The sequence below is a fragment of the Candidatus Palauibacter irciniicola genome (assembly GCF_965208695.1).
GTDB lineage: Bacteria > Gemmatimonadota > Gemmatimonadetes > Palauibacterales > Palauibacteraceae > Palauibacter > Palauibacter irciniicola.
Window position 1 is genome coordinate 1,762,105 of record NZ_OZ242352.1, and the last position, 16,915, is coordinate 1,779,019.

A 16,915-nucleotide genomic window follows, 5' to 3' on the forward strand; every position below is an offset into this window, starting at 1 on the left:
GCGGTTGTAGTCCGGCCAAACCGGTCCGGCCCCGTCCCGGCCGATTCCGGTCCGGCACGAGGAAACAGGAGGAGACCATGTCGCACGCCCGTTCGACGCTGACCGCCCTGATCGCCCTGGCGGCGATCTCCCTTGCGGTCCCGGCCGGAGCCACGGCCCAGAACCGGGAGATGACGCCGGAGGAGCGCGCCCGTCTCATGGCGGAATACGAGGCCCGGATCGACGCCGAACTCGTCTCGGAGCGCCCGATCGAGATGTTCGACTCGATCTGGATCGAGGAACTCACGTGGATGGAAGTCCGCGACATGATGGCCGACGGCTACAACATCGCGATCATCTCCACGGGCGGGATCGAGCAGAACGGACCGTACGTCGCCACGGGCAAGCACAACTACGTGCTGCAGGGCACGTGCGAGACCATCGCCCGGGAGCTGGGCAAGGCGCTCTGCGCGCCGATCGTGAAGCTCGTTCCCGAGGGGGACATCGACGAACCCTCCGGCCACATGCGCTACCCCGGCACGATCTCGCTCCGCCAGGAGACCTTCGAGGCGGTGCTGGATGACGTCGCTTCCAGCCTGAAGGCGCACGGCTTCGAGCACATCGTCTTCATTGGCGACAGCGGCGGCAACGTGCAGGGGATGGCGAACGTCGCGGCGCGCCTCAACGAGCGCTGGGACGACGCCCACGCCCATCACATCCCCGAGTACTACCGCTACGGAGGCGGGGGCTTCCTCGAGTCCGAGCTGGGGATCGTGGAGACGGAGAATGACGGCATCCACGACAGCTTCGGCATCACGAGCCTGATGATGACCGTCGACCCCACCGTGGTCCGCTACGACCAGCGCGTGAAGGCGGGGCTCGCGAAGATCAACGGCGTCCCGATCGCCCCGAAGGAGAAGACGATCGAGATCGGCCTCAAGCTCCAGGCCTACCGGACCGCGCTCACCGTCGAGAAGATCCGAGAGTCCATCGCCAGCGTCGGCAGGTAGGCATGTAACGGACGCGGCCCGCGCGGTTCACGGCCTCGCGGGCGCGTCGAATCTCCCCGCCCCCGGGAGGCGTAACGAACGAGTGGCGAGTCCCCAACCGAGTTCCCCCATCCCGGCGCGAAGCAAGCTCATCGTCGGCGCGCTCGCGTTCGGCGGGCTCACCGCGCTGGGACTCGTGGCGCTCATCCGCTGGCGCCCTCCTTCGGAACTCGACAGCATCCTCGCCCGCATCACGCCGGGGTTCGCGGCCGCCCTGCTGGCCCTCCTCGCGCTGGATTTCACGCTGGGCGGCCTCCGCTACCGCCTGCTCCTCGACGGCCGCGTCTTCTCCCACGTCTCGCTCTGGCACTGCATGCGGGCGAACTGGGCGAACATGCTGCTGGGCGCGATCACGCCGGCGCAGACGGGCGGCGGCGCCGCGCAGCTCTACGTGCTGTGCCGCCGCGGAGCGCGGCTGTCGGAAGCGATTCTCTGCTCGCTGCTCACGTTCGTCGCCACGCTGCTCTTCTTCGCGCTCGGCGGCCTCGCCGCGCTGGCTTTCCTGCCCGGCGAGGCCCTGTCGCGCGGCGTGCTGATCGCGCTCGTCGTCGCGGTGGCGGTCATTGCGCTGCTGGCCGGGCTGCTGATTTCGGCCGTCGCGGCCCAGCGACGAACCGTTCGGCTGCTCCGACGCTCGCTCAACGCCGTTTCAAGGCGGGGGACGCGGGCCCGGCGCTGGGCGGCGGCGGGCCGACGGCTGCTGAGCCGTGAGATCGAACGGCTGACCTCCGGGGTCCGGGCCGTCGCGTCGCGCGGCAAGGTGACGCTCGTATGGGTGTGCCTCGCGACCGCCGTCCTCTACCTCAACAAGTACTTCATGGGCTACGTGCTCGCGGCGGCGCTCCAGGGGCCGGTCGACCTCTCCTTCATCGGACTCCAGCTCCTGCAGCACATCGTGCTCTACTTCTCCCCGACGCCGGGCGCCTCGGGCGTCGCGGAGGCTTCGACGGGGCTGCTGATGAACCGCGTGCTGCTCGTCGAGGTGACGGTGCTGTGGGTCGTGGGCTGGCGGCTGCTCACGACGTTTTTCGGGACGGTCCTGGGGGCGTTCGTGCTGTTCGCCGAAGCGCGGCGACACGTCGCCGACGTCCGGGCCGACGAGAAGGGAGCGGCCGCGTGAGCGGGGGAGGCGCGTGGACACCCGCGACGAATGCGAGCCCCCCTCCGGCGCGTCGGCCCGCGTCCGCTTCGATGCGACTCTGCCTGGGCGGGGCCGAGTTCTGGGGGCGCCTCGAACGCGACATCCGCGGGGCGCGCGACTACGTCTACATACAGACGCTCTCCTTCGAGGGCGATGCGGCCGGGCTCGGCCTGGCGGAAGCCCTGCTCGCCTGCGAAGCGCCACGGAAGCGCGTCGTCGCCGACGCCGTGACGAAGTACCTGATCAACGACCGGTTCATCGGCCTGCCGCGCGCGCGGCGCGACCCGGTCCTGCAGCGCGAGGTCGCGGCCACCGGCGAGATGTGCGACCGGCTGGAGCGCGGCGGGGTGCCCGTCCGGTTCACGTGGCCCGTGGGACGGCAGTTCCACCGACTCATCGTCCGCAACCACAAGAAGCTGGTCGCGATCGACGACCGGATCGCCTACCTGGGCGGGATCAACTTCAGCGAGCACAACTTCGCCTGGCACGACTTCATGATCCGGATCGAGAGCCCGGGCATCGCGGCGTTCCTGCGCCAGGACTTCGAGCACACGTGGCGGGGACACGACCGGCAGGCCGCCGCGGAGATCGACGGCGACGAGATCGTGGTCGGCGAAGGCCGGGGCAACCCGGGGCTGCGGGACGCCGTCTCCCGCGCCCTCGACCGGGCGACCGACCGGATCGTCGTCCAGTGTCCGTACATCAGCGAGCCGTTCTGGAGCGCCCTCGGCCGGGCGCACCGCCGCGGCGTGCACGTCACGGTGATGATGCCGGAGGATCACAACCGGGCCGTCATGAAATGGGGCACGCTCGACGCCTCGCGGCGCGAAGGCTTCGAGGTCCTCATGCTGCCCGGTCCCATGACGCACGCGAAGGTGATGCGGATCGACGACTCGGTCGTGCTCGGTTCGGCGAATTTCGACTACGTGAGCTTTCGCATGCAGCCGGAGGTCGTCCTCATCACGAGCGCGCCCGATCTCGTCCGCGAGATCGGCGAGCGCATACTCGAACCCGATCTCGCGCGCGGCCGGGAGCCGGCGAAGGAGCGCCGCCAGCGCTGGCGCGAGCGCCTGGGCGGCGTCTCGATGCGCGTGCTGGAGTTGCTGTCCCCCTCGGTACGCGAGCGCCGGCCGAGCCCGATCCCCCTCGCGACCTGGCGCGACGGGACCCCCAGGACCGGGCCCGGAGGAAGATGAGCCGATGAATTCGTGGTTCCGGCGGTACCTGCTCCCCGGCTTCGTCTTCCAGTCGATCATCATCGCGGGCGGGTACGGGACGGGGCGCGAACTCGTGGAGTTCTTCCTCCGCTTCGGTCCGCTGGGCGGACTACTGGGGATGCTCCTCCCGTCCACGATCCTCGTCAGCATCACCGCGATGGCGTCGTTCGAGTTCGTGCGCGTCTTCGGGACGTACGACTACCGAACGTTCTTCCAGCGTCTGCTGGGGCGCGGCTGGTTCGTATACGAGATCGGGTATCTTGCGGCCGTCCTCCTCATCCTGGCCGTGATCGGCTCCGCCGCGGGGACGTTCCTGCTCGAGACGTTCGGGCTGCCGTACGCGGCCGGCGTGGTCGGACTCCTCGTCACCGTCGGCTTCCTCGTCTTCAAGGGGACGGACGCGATCGAGCGCTTCCTGTCGGGCTGGTCGTTCGTCCTCTACGGCGTCTACCTGGTGTTCTTCGCCTGGTCCATCGGCGCCTTCGGAGAGGCGATCGGCGCGGCGTTCGCGTCGGGCGAGGCACGGGAGGGATGGGCGCTCTCCGGGTTCCGCTACGGGGTGCTGCAGGTGTCGCTCGTGCCCGCGATGCTGTTCGCGACGCGCCACATCCGGCGGCGACGGGAAGCGCTGTGGGCCGGCGCCCTCACCGGGCCGATCGCGATCATCCCCGGCGTTCTCTTCCTCGTGGCGATGGCGGGACAGTACCCGGGCATCGTGGACCGCCCGGTGCCCGCCAACTACCTCCTCGAACTGCTCGGGTCGCGGGGATTCCAGATCGCCTTCCAGGTCGTCCTCTTCGGCACCCTCATCGAGTCCGGCACCGGCGTGATCCACGCGTTCAACGAGCGGGTGGCAGGCGTGTTCGCGGCGCGCAGGGCCCACATGCCCCCGACGCTGCGTCCGGCCGTGGCGGTTCTTCTCCTGATCCTCGCCTCGCTCCTCTCGCGGTTCGGGATCATCGACCTCATCGCGACCGGCTACGGAGCCCTGAGCTGGGCGTTTCTCTTCATCTTCGTGCTTCCGCTGCTGACCATCGGGATGTACCGGCTGTACCAGGGCGAAGCCGGGGGGCGCGGAGGGTCCCCGTAGGGCGGAATCGGGTCGGCGTCCCTATATTGAAGGGTTAGGCAGGAGAAGGTTCGAGGAGCCAGGTCGCACCGCTGGTCGCGGAGGACGAGCGATTCCATGAAGAGACTCGCGATTGCGCTGTCCTGCATTGCGCTTTGGGGGTTGATTTCGACGCTTCCCGGCGGCTCGTCCCTCTCCGCCCCTCTCCCCGCCCAGGCCCGCGGATTCATCCCGGACACGATCCCGCAGACGGTCGTGAACCAGGTCTGCACGAACTGCCACAACGACACCCGGGTGCTGGGGAACCTCTCGCTGGAGCGTTTCGAGGTGGAGATGGCCCACCTCGAGGCGGAGACGGCGGAGAAGATGATCCGCAAGCTGCGCGCCGGGATGATGCCGCCGCCGGGGATCCGGCGTCCCCCGCCCGAAGACCTGCTCGCGCTGGCCGAAACGCTCGAAGCGCGGGTCGATGCCGCGGCGGCCGACCGCCCCGACCCCGGCGTCCGCTCCTTCCAGCGCCTGAACCGGGCGGAGTACGAGCGCTCGATCCGGGCGCTCCTCGGGCTCGACATCGACGCCTCCGCCTACCTGCCGAACGAGACGATCAGCGCGGGCTTCGACAACATCGCGGACGTCCAGAACCTCTCCGCCACGCTGCTCGAGGGATACCTGACCGCCGCGAGCGAGATCAGCCGGCTCGCGCTCGGCGACCCGACCGTGACGGCGAGCGAGACGGAGTACGAGGTGTCCCGCTACGCCGAACAGCGGCAGCACGTGCCGGGCACGCCGATCGGCACGCGCGGCGGGATCTCCGTCGTGCACAACTTCACCGCGGACGGGGACTACGTCTTCCGGCTCGCCTTCCAGCACGAGTCGACCGGAAACTTCTTCGGCCAGACGACGCCCTTCGACGAACAGGTCGAACTCTCCGTGGACGGGGAGCGGCGGGCGCTCATCGACATCGACCGCTGGATGCACCGGCAGGATCCCAACGGGGTTCAGGTCGAAACGGAGCCGATTCACGTCACGGCGGGGCCGCACCGCGTGTCCGCCGCCTTCATCAAGCGCTTCGACGGCCCGATCGAAGACCTGGTCTCGCCGCACGAATGGAGTCTGGCGGACAAGAAGATCGGCTATTCGCACGGGATCACGGTCGTCGCCCACCTCCGCGACCTCACGATCCGGGGGCCGTTCGGCGTGTCGGGCGTGTCGGAGACGCCGACCCGGGCGCGCGTGCTCACGTGCCGGCCCGAAACGGAGGATGAGGCGGCCGGGCGCCGCTGCGCGGGGGAGATCGTGGAGCGGCTGGCGGCGCAGGCCTACCGCCGGCCGGTGGACGCGGCGGACATCGACCCGCTCCTCGTCCTGTACGACGCCGGGGTGGCGGAGGGCGGCTTCGAGGTCGGCGTCCGGACGGCGCTCCAGGGCATCCTCGCGAGCCCGGACTTCATCTTCCGCTTCGAGGAACCGCCCGCGGGGGCCGGCACCGACGGACCGTACCGCATCGCGCCGCTCGATCTCGCCTCCCGGCTCGCCTTCTTCCTGTGGGGGATGCCGCCGGACGAGCCGCTCATCGACGCGGCCCGGACGGGCGGGCTCGACGACGCGGCCGGCGTGGAGGCCCAGGTCCGCCGCATGCTCGCGCACGCGAACGCCGAGGGGCTGGCGACGCGCTTCGCCGCGCAGTGGCTGCGGCTGCAGGACCTCGACAGCGTCCACCCGGACGCGCTCCGCTTCCCCGACTTCTACGAGCAGCTCGCCCGCGACATGCGCCGCGAGACGGAGTTGCTGTTCGAGCACGTGGTGCGGGAGGACCGCAGCTTCTTCGAGCTGCTGACGGCGGACTACACCTTCGTCAACGAGCGGCTCGCGCGGCACTACGGGATCTCCGGCGTGGCCGGAACCCACTTCCGGAAGGTCGACTATCCCGACGACATCCGCCGCGGCGTGCTGGCGCACGGGAGCATCCTCACCTCGACCTCGCACGCGAACCGGACCTCGCCGGTGCTGCGGGGCAAGTGGATCATGGAGGTCCTGTTCGGAACGCCGCCGCCCCCGCCGCCGCCGGACGTGCCGGATCTCGAGGCGATCGACGAAGCCGAGGAGGGCCGCTTCCTCACCGTGCGCGAGCGGCTGGAGATGCACCGCGCGAGCCCGGCCTGCCGCTCGTGCCACCGCGTCATCGATCCGCTCGGCCTCGCGCTCGAGAACTTCGACGTGACGGGCGCGTACCGGATCAACGACCAGGGGCGCACGGTCGATCCCAGCGGCGATCTGTACGACGGGACGCCGCTCTCCGGGCCGGCGGATCTGCGGACCGCCCTGCTCACGCGGCGCGAGTCGCTGGCGCGGTCCTTTACCGAGAGCCTCATGGCCTACGCGCTCGGGCGCCGCGTCGAGTACTTCGACATGCCGACCGTGCGCCGGATTACGCGCCGCGCGGAGGCGGAGGACTACCGCATGTCCGCCTTCATCCTCGGAGTCGCGGAGAGTCCGGCCTTCCTCATGAGCCGGGGCGGCGCCATCGTCGAACAAGACAACCAGGGGACGTGATCCAGATGGACATCATCACGGGAAAGCACATTCCGCGTCGCACCTTCCTCCGCGGAGTCGGGGCCACGGTGGCGCTTCCGATGCTGGACGCCATGGTTCCGGCGGGACGGCTGTGGGGATCGATCCGGCCGGCGGATCCGACGCGGCTGATCGCGATCGAGATGGTGCACGGCGCCGCGGGCTCGACCGCGTACGGCGCGTCGCGCGGCTACTGGTCGCCGCTGCAGACCGGCCGTGACTTCGACTTGAGCACCGGGGCGCTCGCCTCCCTCGAACCGTTCCGGGACCGGCTCACGATCATCAGCGACACGGATATCGAGGCGGCGGAAGCCCGGATCCCCAAGGAGATCGGCGGCGACCACTTCCGCTCCAGCGCGACCTTCCTGACCCAGTCCCACCCGCGACAGACCGAGGGCTCGGACATCCGCGCCGGGACGTCGATGGATCAGCTCTACGCCCAGCGTTTCGGGCAGGACACGCCGATCCCCTCCATGCAGCTCTGCATCGAGAACGTGGACCAGTCCGGCGGGTGCGCATACGGCTACGCGTGCGTCTACACGGACACGATCAGTTGGAAGTCGCCGACGGAGCCGCTGCCCATGATCCGCGATCCGAGGGTCGCGTTCGACCAGTTGTTCGGCGCCGGGGGGAGCGCGGAGGAACGGGCCGCCCGCCGCCGGGCGAACCGGAGCGTGCTCGACTTCATCGCGGGCCGCATCGGGGAACTCCGCCGGGAGCTGGGACCCGTCGACGTCCGCCGGCTCGACCGCTACCTCGACAACGTGCGGGAGATCGAGCGGCGCATCGAGCGAGTGGAGACGCAGAACCGGAGCGGCGAGGAGCGGGCGCTGCCCGAGGCGCCGGCCGGCGTGCCCGACTCGTTCGTCGAGCACGTGCAGCTGATGTTCGACCTCCAGGCGCTCGCGTTCGAGTCCGACATGACGCGCGTGTTCTCGTTCAAGCTGGGGCGCGACTCGTCGGCCCGGGTCTTCCCGGAGAGCGGCGTCGACAAGCCGTTCCACCCGGCCTCGCACCACGGCGCCGACGAAGAGAACATCGACGACTTCGCGCAGATCAACCGCTTCCACGTGTCGATGGTCCCGTACCTGCTCGAGCGGCTGCGGAACACGATGGACGGCGATACGGACCTGCTCGAGAAGACGATGGTCATCTACGGCTCGCCGATGGGCGACCCCAACGTGCACAACCACAAGCGCTGCCCCCTGTTCGTGGCCGGCGGGGCGAACGGGAAGCTGGACGGGGGGCTCCACGTGCGGGCCGCGCCGGGCACGCCGATGGCGAACGCCCTCCTCTCGCTCATGCACGCGCTCGGGCTGGAGGACGTCGAACGGTTCGGGGACAGCACGGGCGCCCTGTCGCTCGCCGCCCCCGACGCGAGCGCGGCCGGCTCGTGAAGCGGGACGGGCGCCGTCGGATGGCCGCGGCGATGAAGCCGCCGGCCGTCGCGCTGCTGGCGGTACTTCTGAGCGGCGCGCTCTTGCCCGATTCGCCGGTCGCCGACGCGGCGATGACGGGCGACCTCGCCGCCGTGCGGGCGCTCCTCTCCGATGGCGCCGACGTGAACGCGCCGCAGGGCGACGGGATGACCGCGCTCCACTGGGCGGCGCGCGCGGCGAACGCCGACCTGGCCGGGCTGCTGCTCGAGGCGGGCGCGGATGTCGGCGCCGTCACCCGCATCGGGGCCTACACGCCGCTGCACCTCGCGAGCGAAGTCGGCAGCGCGCCGGTCGTGCGCCTCCTGCTCGACGGCGGCGCGGAGCAGACCGCGACCACCGAAGACGTGGGCGGCGCGACCCCGCTGCACCTCGCCGCCGCCGCCGGCAGCGCGGACGCCGTCCGCCTGCTTCTGGAGCGCGGCGGCGACGCCGATGTCCGCGAAGCGCGCTGGGGCCAGACGCCGCTCATGTACGCGGCGGCGCTCGGCCGGGAAGCCGCCGCGCGCGCGCTGCTCGACGGCGGCGCGGATCCCGCCCTCGCCACGTGGGTGACCGACATCACGGCCGTAACCGAGTGGTCGCAGGCCGACCGCCGCGCCCGCGCGGCCCGAATGCGCGGCGAGCCCGAACCGCCGGTGCCGCCGCGCCCCGCCCCGTCCGATGCGCCGCTGGCCGACGCCCCCGACACCCCCTCGGACCGTCCCGCGACGGAGGAAGAGGAGGACTACGAGCGTCCGATCGAGGAGCCCGAGCCGCTCGGCTACGGCGACCTGATCGGCGGCCACGGCGGCATGACGGCCCTGCTTCACGCCGCCCGCGAAGGACACGCCGGCACCGCGCGCGCGCTCATCGAGAGCGGGGCGGACATCGACCAGGTGAGCGGCGGCGACCGCACGAGCCCCATGCTCATCGCGATGATCAACGGCCACTTCGACCTCGCCATGGAACTGTTCGAGGCCGGTGCCGATCCCCGGCTCGCCTCCGCCGCCGGCGCGACGCCGCTCTTCGCCGCCCTCAACGCCCACTGGGCGCCGAAGTCGCGCTACCCGCAGCAGCACGCGTACGGACAGCAGCGGCACAGCTATCTCGACGTCATGCGACGCCTGCTCGACGCGGGAGTGGATCCCAATGCCCGACTCGAGAAGCACCTCTGGTGGGTGTCGTACAACTTCGACCTGCTGCAGATCGACCTGAAGGGCGCGACTCCCTTCTGGCGCGCCGCGTACTCCTGGACGTGGAGGCGATGACGCTCCTCGTCGAGTACGGCGCCGACCCCCACCTCGCCACGATCAAGGTGCCGCCGCGGCGACTCCCGGCGTGGGACCGCGAGAAGCGCGACCTGTCCGGGGTTCCCCCCGTGCCCGTGGGGGGCCCCGCCGACTACCCGATCCACGCCGCGACCGGCATCGGCTACGGCCAGGGCTTCCCCAGCAACGCCCACCGGTACGTCCCGGACGGCTGGCTGCCGGCCGTCCGCTATCTCGTCGAGGAACTCGGCGCCGACGTGAACCAGCGCGACGACGAGGGCTACACGCCGCTCCACAACGCGGCCTCGCGCGGCGACCTCGAGGTCATCCGCTTCCTCGTCGAGCACGGCGCGGACCCGACCGCCGTGAGCCGCGTCGGCCAGACCACCGCGGACATGGCGAACGGCCCCTACCAGCGCACCCAGCCCTTCCCGGAGGCCGTCGCCCTGCTCGAGAGCCTCGGCTCGAAGAACAACCACAACTGCGTGTCCTGCTGACCCCCGTCCCACCCCCGCCACGCCATTACGACGGGCCGCCCCCCGCGCAGATACGCCCATGATCACCGTCTCCGGCCTCGGGAAGGCGTTCGGCGGGCAGGTCCTCTTCCGCGACGCGACCCTCCTCCTCAACCCCGGCGAGTGCTACGGCCTCGTGGGCGCGAACGGATCCGGCAAGACCACGCTCCTCAACATCCTCGGCGGCACCGAGGACCCGACGGAGGGGTCCGTCACCATCCCGAAACGCCTCCAGGTCGGCGTCCTGCGCCAGGACCACTTCCTCCACGACGAGGAGGAGATCCTCGGCGCGACGCTGATGGGGAACCCGGATCTGTGGCGCGCCATGGTCGAGCGGGAGGCGCTGGTCGAGGCGGAGGACGGAGACTTCGACGCGGACCGCTTCTCCGAACTCGAGGAGACCTTCCAGCGCCACGACGGCTACACGGCCGAGGCCCGCGCCGGCGAGATCCTCGAGGGCCTCGGCTTCCCGAGCGAGATTCACCGCCGGCCGCTCTCCACCCTCTCCGGCGGGTTCAAGCTCCGGGTGCTGCTCGCCCAGGCGCTCGCCGGCGCGCCCGACGTCCTCCTCCTCGACGAGCCGACGAACCACCTCGACATCCTCTCCATCCGCTGGCTCGAAAAATTCCTGCGGGAGTTCAAGGGAGCGATCGTCGTCATCTCCCACGACCACCGCTTTCTCGACAATATCGCCACGCATATTCTCGACATCGACTATGAGACGGTCACCACATACAAGGGCAACTATGACGACTATCTGGTCCGGAAGAGAGAGGACCAGGAGCGGCGGGAGAAGGAACTCGCGAACCGCGAGCGCGAGATCGCCCACCACCGACAGTTCGTCGACCGCTTCCGGGCCAAGGCGAGCAAGGCGCGACAGGCCCAGAGCAAACTGCGTCTCATAGAGAAGCGGGCGGAGGCACTGCAGCCGCTCCCGGTCTCCTCGCGCCGCTATCCGAACTTCCGCTTCGAGTCCCGCCGTCCGAGCGGGCGCACCGTCCTCGGAGTGGAGGGCGTGAAGAAGGCCTTCGGCGACGGCGATGAGCTGAACGAAGTCCTCCACGGGGTCGACCTCACCCTCGAGCGCGGGGATCGCATGGCGATCATGGGCCCCAACGGGATCGGGAAGTCGACCCTGCTCAAGATCGTCGTGGGCGAACTCGAATCCGACGCGGGCCGCGTCACGTGGGGCTACGAGACGCACCCGAGCTATTTCGCGCAGGACCAGGAGGCGCGCTTCGATTCGCCGGGACAGACGGCCGAGGACTGGATCGCGGGCTTCTGCCCCGGCCGCACCCTCGGGTTCGTGCGCGGCGAGATGGGGCGCGTGCTCTTCTCCGGCGACGACGCGAAGAAACGGGTCGGCAACCTCTCCGGCGGCGAGGCCGCCCGTCTCGTCTTCTGCCGGATGGCGATCGAGCGACCCAACGTCCTCGTCCTCGACGAGCCCACGAACCACCTCGACCTCGAATCCATCGAGTCCCTGGTCGAGGCGCTCCGGAGCTATGACGGCACCCTCATCCTCGTCTCGCACGACCGCTGGTTCGTCTCGCAGCTCGCGACCCGCATCGTCGAGATCTCCGAGGACGGGATCCGCGACTTCCGGGGCAGCTACGAGGAGTACGTCCACTACTGCGGGGACGACCACCTCGACGTCGACACCGTCGTCCTCAAGGCGCGGAGAGAGAAGCGCGCCGCCCGCGACGCCGCCGCCGAAACGCGCGGCGCCGGCAACCTGTCCGCCCGCGGAAACGCGCGCCGCGGCGCCGACGCCGGAATCGCCCGGGGCGACCGGAACCGCTATCGGGGCGGCTCGCTGCGGAAGAAGCTGAACGACATCACCCGGCGGATCGAAGCGGCCGAGACCCGCATCGCCGAAATCGACGAGATCTTCGCCGACCCCGCCTTCTACGCCGACACCCCGATCGAGGACGTCCGCACGCTCGAGACCGAGCGCGCCTCCCGGCAGGGCGAACTCGACGAACTCATCGGCGCCTGGGAAGGCATCGAGACGGAACTCGCCCGCCTCGACTGAGCAGGCTACAGCGGCCAGACGATGGGGAGGAAGAAGACGACCATCAGCAGCGTGAGCAGGAAGAGCGGCGCGCCGACCTTCGTGTAGTCCACGACCTTGTAGCCGCCCACGCCCATCACGAGCAGGTTCACGGGGTGGCCGAAGGGGCTGAGGAAGGCGCAGGAGGAGCCCACCGCCACGACCATGAGCAGCGCCCGGGCGGAGAGATCCAGTTCGGACGCGGCGCTGAGCGCGATCGGCGCGACGAGCACGGCGACGGCCGAGGTGGGGACGAACTGCGCCGCAAGCGCGCAGATGAGGAAGAGGCTCGCGATGAGGACACGCGGCCCCATCTCCGCCGCCCGCCCCACGACTTCGCGCGCGATGAGCTCCGCCGTGCCGGAGTCCTCCATCGCGAGACCGAGCGCCAGCATCCCTCCAATGAGCATGACGACCCGCCATTCCACGAAGGTGTAGACCTCGTTCCCCTTCACGCAGCCCGTGCACACCATCAGGAGCGCGCCGAGCAGCGCCGCGATGTACACGGGGAGCAGGTTGAGGGAGGACGCGAGGATGAAGCCCACCATGATCGCGCTGCCGATCCACGCCTTGTGGACGCGGAACACCTCGTGGAGCTGCCCGTGGAGGACGAGGAATCGTGGGTCGCGGGCGAGGAGCGCAATCTTCTTCCGGTTGCCGTAGACGAGGAGCGCGTCCCCGAATTCGAGCGCGGTGCGCGAGATGCGGATGTTCGAGTGAAAGGACCGTCCCCCCCGGAAAATCGATAGCAGGTTCAGTCCGTAGGATTCCCGGAAGAGGATTTCGCGCAGCGTCTTCCCGACCAGGTCGGAACTCGGAGCCAGCGTGACTTCCGCGAACCCGACATCCTCCGACTCCAGTTCGCCGACGGAGGGCCGTTCGTCCGCCGGAACGAGCGCCTGCAGCGCCTCCAGCACGGCGAAGGAGGCCGGGGCCCCCTCGACGATGAGGCGGTCGCCGGCCCGCATCCTCTCCGCCGCGTGCGGCAGGGCGATGTCGCCGTCCTCGCGCTCGATCTCCAGCACCGTGAGATCGAAGGCGCCCCGCAGACGGGACGCCTCGAGGGTCCGTCCGTCCAGCCAGGAGCCGTCCGGGACGTGGAGCCGCATCAACCACCGGTGCAACTCGTACTCCTCGGTGGCGGAGCCGATGTCCGTCCATCCGATCGAGGTGAACTCCGTTGCATAGCGGAGTTGTCGAAGCTGGTCCTCGCGCCCCAACAGGAGGAGCGCGTCCCCCGCCTCGAGTTGCACCGTCCGGAACGAGCCGCCCGGAGCCTGCCCGCCGCGCCGGATGGCAACGACGTGGGCCTGGAAACGGTTTCGGAAATCGATGCTCTGAACCGTGCTGCCGACGAGGTCCGATTTCTCGGCGATCTCGACCTCCGCCAGCACCGTCGCATCCTTCACCAGACGTCCCAGGGCATCGTTCGATTCCCTGTGCCCGGCGAGGTGGCCCCAGGCGCGCAGGCGGTCGAGCGCTTCGATCCGTCCCTCGACGATGAGCAGGTCGCCGCTCCGGAGCCGAAAATCCCGCTCCGGAGCCCGCACCAGGTGCCCCCCGCGGCGCACGGCCAGGAGGTCGTACCCCAGCGCCTGCCCGAGCCGTGCCTCGACGAGCGAACGCCCGTCGAGCGCCGAATCCGGCGGGATCCGGAGCATGAGCAGCGACTCCGCAAGATGGTAGCGGCCGGTCAGGTCGATCTCGTCGCCCCCTTCGTCATCTCCGGTGGAACGGTCCGGAAGGAAGTGCCTCCCCGCGACGACCACATACAGCACCCCCAGCGTGAGTGCGGTCGCCCCGACGGGCGTGAAGGCGAAGAAACCGAACGCTCCCTGCCCCGTGCGCTCGAGTATGCTCGAGAGGAGGATGTTGGGCCCGGTCCCGATGAGCGTCGTCATGCCGCCGAGGAGCGCGGCGAAGGACAGCGGGATCAGGAGCCGGGACGGACGCATGCCGAGGCGGCGGGAGATCGAGATCACGACGGGGATGAGGAGCGCGACCGCCGCCGTGTTGTTCATCACCCCCGACATGAGCCCCGACGTGAGCATCAGCAGCGCCGTGACCCGCACGGGGGAATCCCCCGCGAGCCTCAACACCTGCGCGCCGACGAGGTTCGCGACGCCGGTCTTGTAGAGCCCGCCGCTGAGCACGAGCACGGCCGCGATCGTGACCACGGCGGGGTTGGCGAACCCGTCGATGGCGCGGGCCATCGGGATGACCCCCGAGATCGCCAGCGAGAGCAGCACCATGAGCGCCACGCCGTCGTAGCGGACCCATTCCGTGACGAAGAGGACGACGGCCACCGCGACGATGGCGAGGACGATGATGACGTCGGCCGTCACGATCCCGACCTCTGTCCCGGCCTCGGAATCGTCGACACCGCCTGCGCGAGCCCGCGCGCGGCGAGCGTCCCGGCCTGGCGCCGCCGCCCGAGGAGGATGAGCGGCATGTCCGTCCTCCGGGCCACCTCCAGCGCGAAGGCGCCGATCGCCGGTCCGCCCCGGCCCCGCCGTTCCATCCCCATCACCACGAGATCGCTCTCCCGTCCCAGGCGCGCCACGGGTTCGACGGGGTCGTCGGTGTATTCGAAGGCCACCTCATGCGGCCCCGCGGCCTCGTCCCTGGCGAGTCGGCGGATGCCGCGCTCGATCCTCCGGCGGCCGTCGGAGGGCGTGCCGGACGGGAGCGTGTGCAGGAACGTCACCCACGGCTCCGAGGAACGGGCCAGGCTGCCGAGCAGGCGGGCACGCAGTTCGCTGTGGCCGCGCCGTCCTCTGACGGGGACGAGCACGCGCCTCGTCTCCGCGATTCGCCAGCCGGGCGGCGAGCGAACGATGACGACATCCGCGTCGATTTCCGAGACGAGACGTTCGAGATGCGCTTCGACCCGCGGCTGGGTGAGCCGGGTCAATCCCAGGAGTACCGTGTCGCAGCGGTGGCTGTTGGCCACCCGGGCGATTTCGCTCCACACGTCGGACGCAACCGTGAACAGCGCCTCCGGGCGGCCCGAGCCTTCGAGTCCCTGCCTCACGGATTCTCCCAGGATATCCTTGGCATCCTGCACCACCGCATCGAGGGAGACGGCGGGACGCCCCTCGCGGGGAATCACCGACAACAGCAGGACCCGCCCGACGCCCGGCGCGCGCACGGTGGCGGCCGCGTCCGCCAGAGTCGCGGCGCTCGCGGGGTTCGCGATCGGCACCAGGACCAGAGGGCTGCGGCCGCGCAGCCTCACCAGGTCGGGGTCCCGGGCCTGGGCGCTCGCGTCGGCAAGCCGGGCCCCCGGCGCGAGGAACGTGAGGTAGAGCACCGCCCCGAGCCCGAGCCACACGGCGACGACGCGCCCCGCCTCCGGCACCGCGATGGCCTGGAAGATCGCCAGCCCCAGGCAGAGGGCCCCGCCGATCACCGGGAGCGCGGCCGGCCGCGGGTGGCCCGAGCGCAGGCGGGCCAGCATCGCGGCCCAGTGCACCATGGCGAACGAGATGAGGAAGATCAGGCTCGATGCGGCGCCGGCCGCGGCGACGTTCCCCACCGCGACGGCGATGAGCATCATCATCGTGCCCGTCGCGGCCACGGCGACGGCGGGCGTCCCCGTGCGTGCCCGCATCTCGCCCACGTGATGCGGCAGCGTCCGGTCCCGCGCCATCGAGAACGCGACGCGCGAGGCCCCGAACAGGTTCGCGTGCAGCGCCGACAGCATCGACAGGAGCCCCGCCCCGATCACCAGCCAGTACCCCGCCGGGCCCATGAAGCGCTCCGCCGCCACGGCCACGAGTTCCTCCGGGTGCGCCTCCGCCGCGGCCTGGATCCCCTCGGGCGGCGCGCCGACCGTCGCGACGACGATGAGCAGGGGGATGTAGACGACGAGCGCGATCCCGAGGGACAGGTACATCGCCCGCGGCACGGTGCGCTCCGGATCCCGGACCTCCCCTCCCACGGCGGCGATGAGGTCGAAGCCCTGCAGCGCGATGAAGGTGTAGCCCATGGCCTGCAGCAGGCCGAGCGAGCCTTCCGGGGCGAACGGGCTCAGGCGCCCCAGCGTCTCGGCGGGAGTACCGGCGGAACCGATGAGCCAGGCCACGAACCCGCCGGCGATGAGCACGGCGAACACGACGACCTTCCCGATCGTGGCCGCGTTGCCCCCGCCGGCGGTGCGCTGCACGAGGAGAAGCGAGTAGCCGACGACCGCCGCGATCGCGAGGCCGATCCGCGTCCCGCCGTGTCCGAGCCAGTCCGCGGACACGCCGAGCGACGGCGCCAGACGCTGCAGCCCTTCCACGGTGAACGCCGCGAAGCCCAGCGCGTAGAGCACGCCCGCGACGATGGAGGCGAACCAGACCACCCACCCCACGATGAAGGCGACCTCGATGGAGAGCACCTTCTTCGCGTACGTGTAGATGCCGCCCGATTCCGGGAAGCGGCGCACGAGGCGGGCGAAGCTCATCGCGGTGAGGAGCGCGATCCCCCCGTTGAGGCCGAAGGCGAGCATCGCGGCGGGACCCGCGGTCGCGAACGCGACGCCCGCGAGCGCGAGGATCCCGCCTCCCACGATCGCGCCGACGCCGAGCGTCGTCGCGGCGTAGAGGCCCATATGCCGTTCGCTCATCCCCGGAATCCCTGGAGGTGGAA

The 16,915-nt window shown here is 70.5% G+C and carries 11 protein-coding genes; 9 read left to right on the forward strand and 2 right to left on the reverse strand.

Annotated elements, in window-relative coordinates; all coding sequences use genetic code 11:
- The first annotated feature begins 77 nt into the window (after nucleotides 1-77).
- From ACOGI9_RS07560 to ACOGI9_RS07600, 9 genes are all read left to right on the forward strand, one after another.
- Nucleotides 78-989: a creatininase family protein gene (locus ACOGI9_RS07560; RefSeq protein ID WP_419856549.1), complete on the forward strand. Its 912-nt coding sequence runs from the start codon at nucleotides 78-80 to the stop codon at nucleotides 987-989.
- Nucleotides 990-1,071: 82 nt separating this feature from the next.
- The gene (locus ACOGI9_RS07565) at nucleotides 1,072-2,148 is read left to right on the forward strand and encodes a lysylphosphatidylglycerol synthase transmembrane domain-containing protein (protein ID WP_419856550.1); all 1,077 of its coding nucleotides are present in this window, start codon (nucleotides 1,072-1,074) and stop codon (nucleotides 2,146-2,148) included.
- A 71-nt stretch (nucleotides 2,149-2,219) separates the two neighbouring features.
- Complete coding sequence (locus ACOGI9_RS07570; protein ID WP_419856551.1) at nucleotides 2,220-3,365, forward strand: phospholipase D-like domain-containing protein; 1,146 nt, start codon at nucleotides 2,220-2,222, stop codon at nucleotides 3,363-3,365.
- Nucleotides 3,366-3,369: 4 nt separating this feature from the next.
- The gene (locus ACOGI9_RS07575; protein WP_419856552.1) at nucleotides 3,370-4,476 is read left to right on the forward strand and encodes a hypothetical protein; all 1,107 of its coding nucleotides are present in this window, start codon (nucleotides 3,370-3,372) and stop codon (nucleotides 4,474-4,476) included.
- Nucleotides 4,477-4,572: 96 nt separating this feature from the next.
- Nucleotides 4,573-7,008, forward strand: coding sequence for a DUF1592 domain-containing protein (locus ACOGI9_RS07580; protein ID WP_419856553.1), 2,436 nt, complete (start codon nucleotides 4,573-4,575; stop codon nucleotides 7,006-7,008).
- A gap of 5 nt (nucleotides 7,009-7,013) precedes the next feature.
- Nucleotides 7,014-8,423 carry a DUF1552 domain-containing protein gene (locus ACOGI9_RS07585; RefSeq protein WP_419856554.1) on the forward strand — a complete coding sequence of 470 codons (1,410 nt, stop codon included), beginning with the start codon at nucleotides 7,014-7,016 and terminating at the stop codon, nucleotides 8,421-8,423.
- Between the two features lie 32 nt (nucleotides 8,424-8,455).
- Entirely contained in the window at nucleotides 8,456-9,712 is a 1,257-nt protein-coding gene (locus ACOGI9_RS07590; protein ID WP_419856555.1) for an ankyrin repeat domain-containing protein, read from the forward strand.
- The gene (locus ACOGI9_RS07595; protein ID WP_419856556.1) at nucleotides 9,709-10,209 is read left to right on the forward strand and encodes an ankyrin repeat domain-containing protein; all 501 of its coding nucleotides are present in this window, start codon (nucleotides 9,709-9,711) and stop codon (nucleotides 10,207-10,209) included. Before ACOGI9_RS07590 ends, ACOGI9_RS07595 begins: the two co-directional genes overlap by 4 nt.
- A 58-nt stretch (nucleotides 10,210-10,267) precedes the next feature.
- On the forward strand, nucleotides 10,268-12,262 hold the full coding sequence (locus ACOGI9_RS07600; RefSeq protein ID WP_419856557.1) for an ATP-binding cassette domain-containing protein: 1,995 nt from the start codon (nucleotides 10,268-10,270) through the stop codon (nucleotides 12,260-12,262).
- 5 nt (nucleotides 12,263-12,267) lie between these two features.
- Here the strand turns inward: ACOGI9_RS07600 and ACOGI9_RS07605 are convergent, their stop codons facing one another.
- Nucleotides 12,268-14,625 carry an SLC13 family permease gene (locus ACOGI9_RS07605; protein ID WP_419856558.1) on the reverse strand — a complete coding sequence of 786 codons (2,358 nt, stop codon included), beginning with the start codon at nucleotides 14,623-14,625 and terminating at the stop codon, nucleotides 12,268-12,270.
- Nucleotides 14,622-16,892, reverse strand: a complete 2,271-nt coding sequence (locus tag ACOGI9_RS07610; protein ID WP_419856559.1) for an APC family permease — start codon at nucleotides 16,890-16,892, stop codon at nucleotides 14,622-14,624. The genes ACOGI9_RS07605 and ACOGI9_RS07610 overlap by 4 nt, the downstream gene beginning before the upstream one ends.
- Nucleotides 16,893-16,915 lie beyond the last annotated feature (23 nt).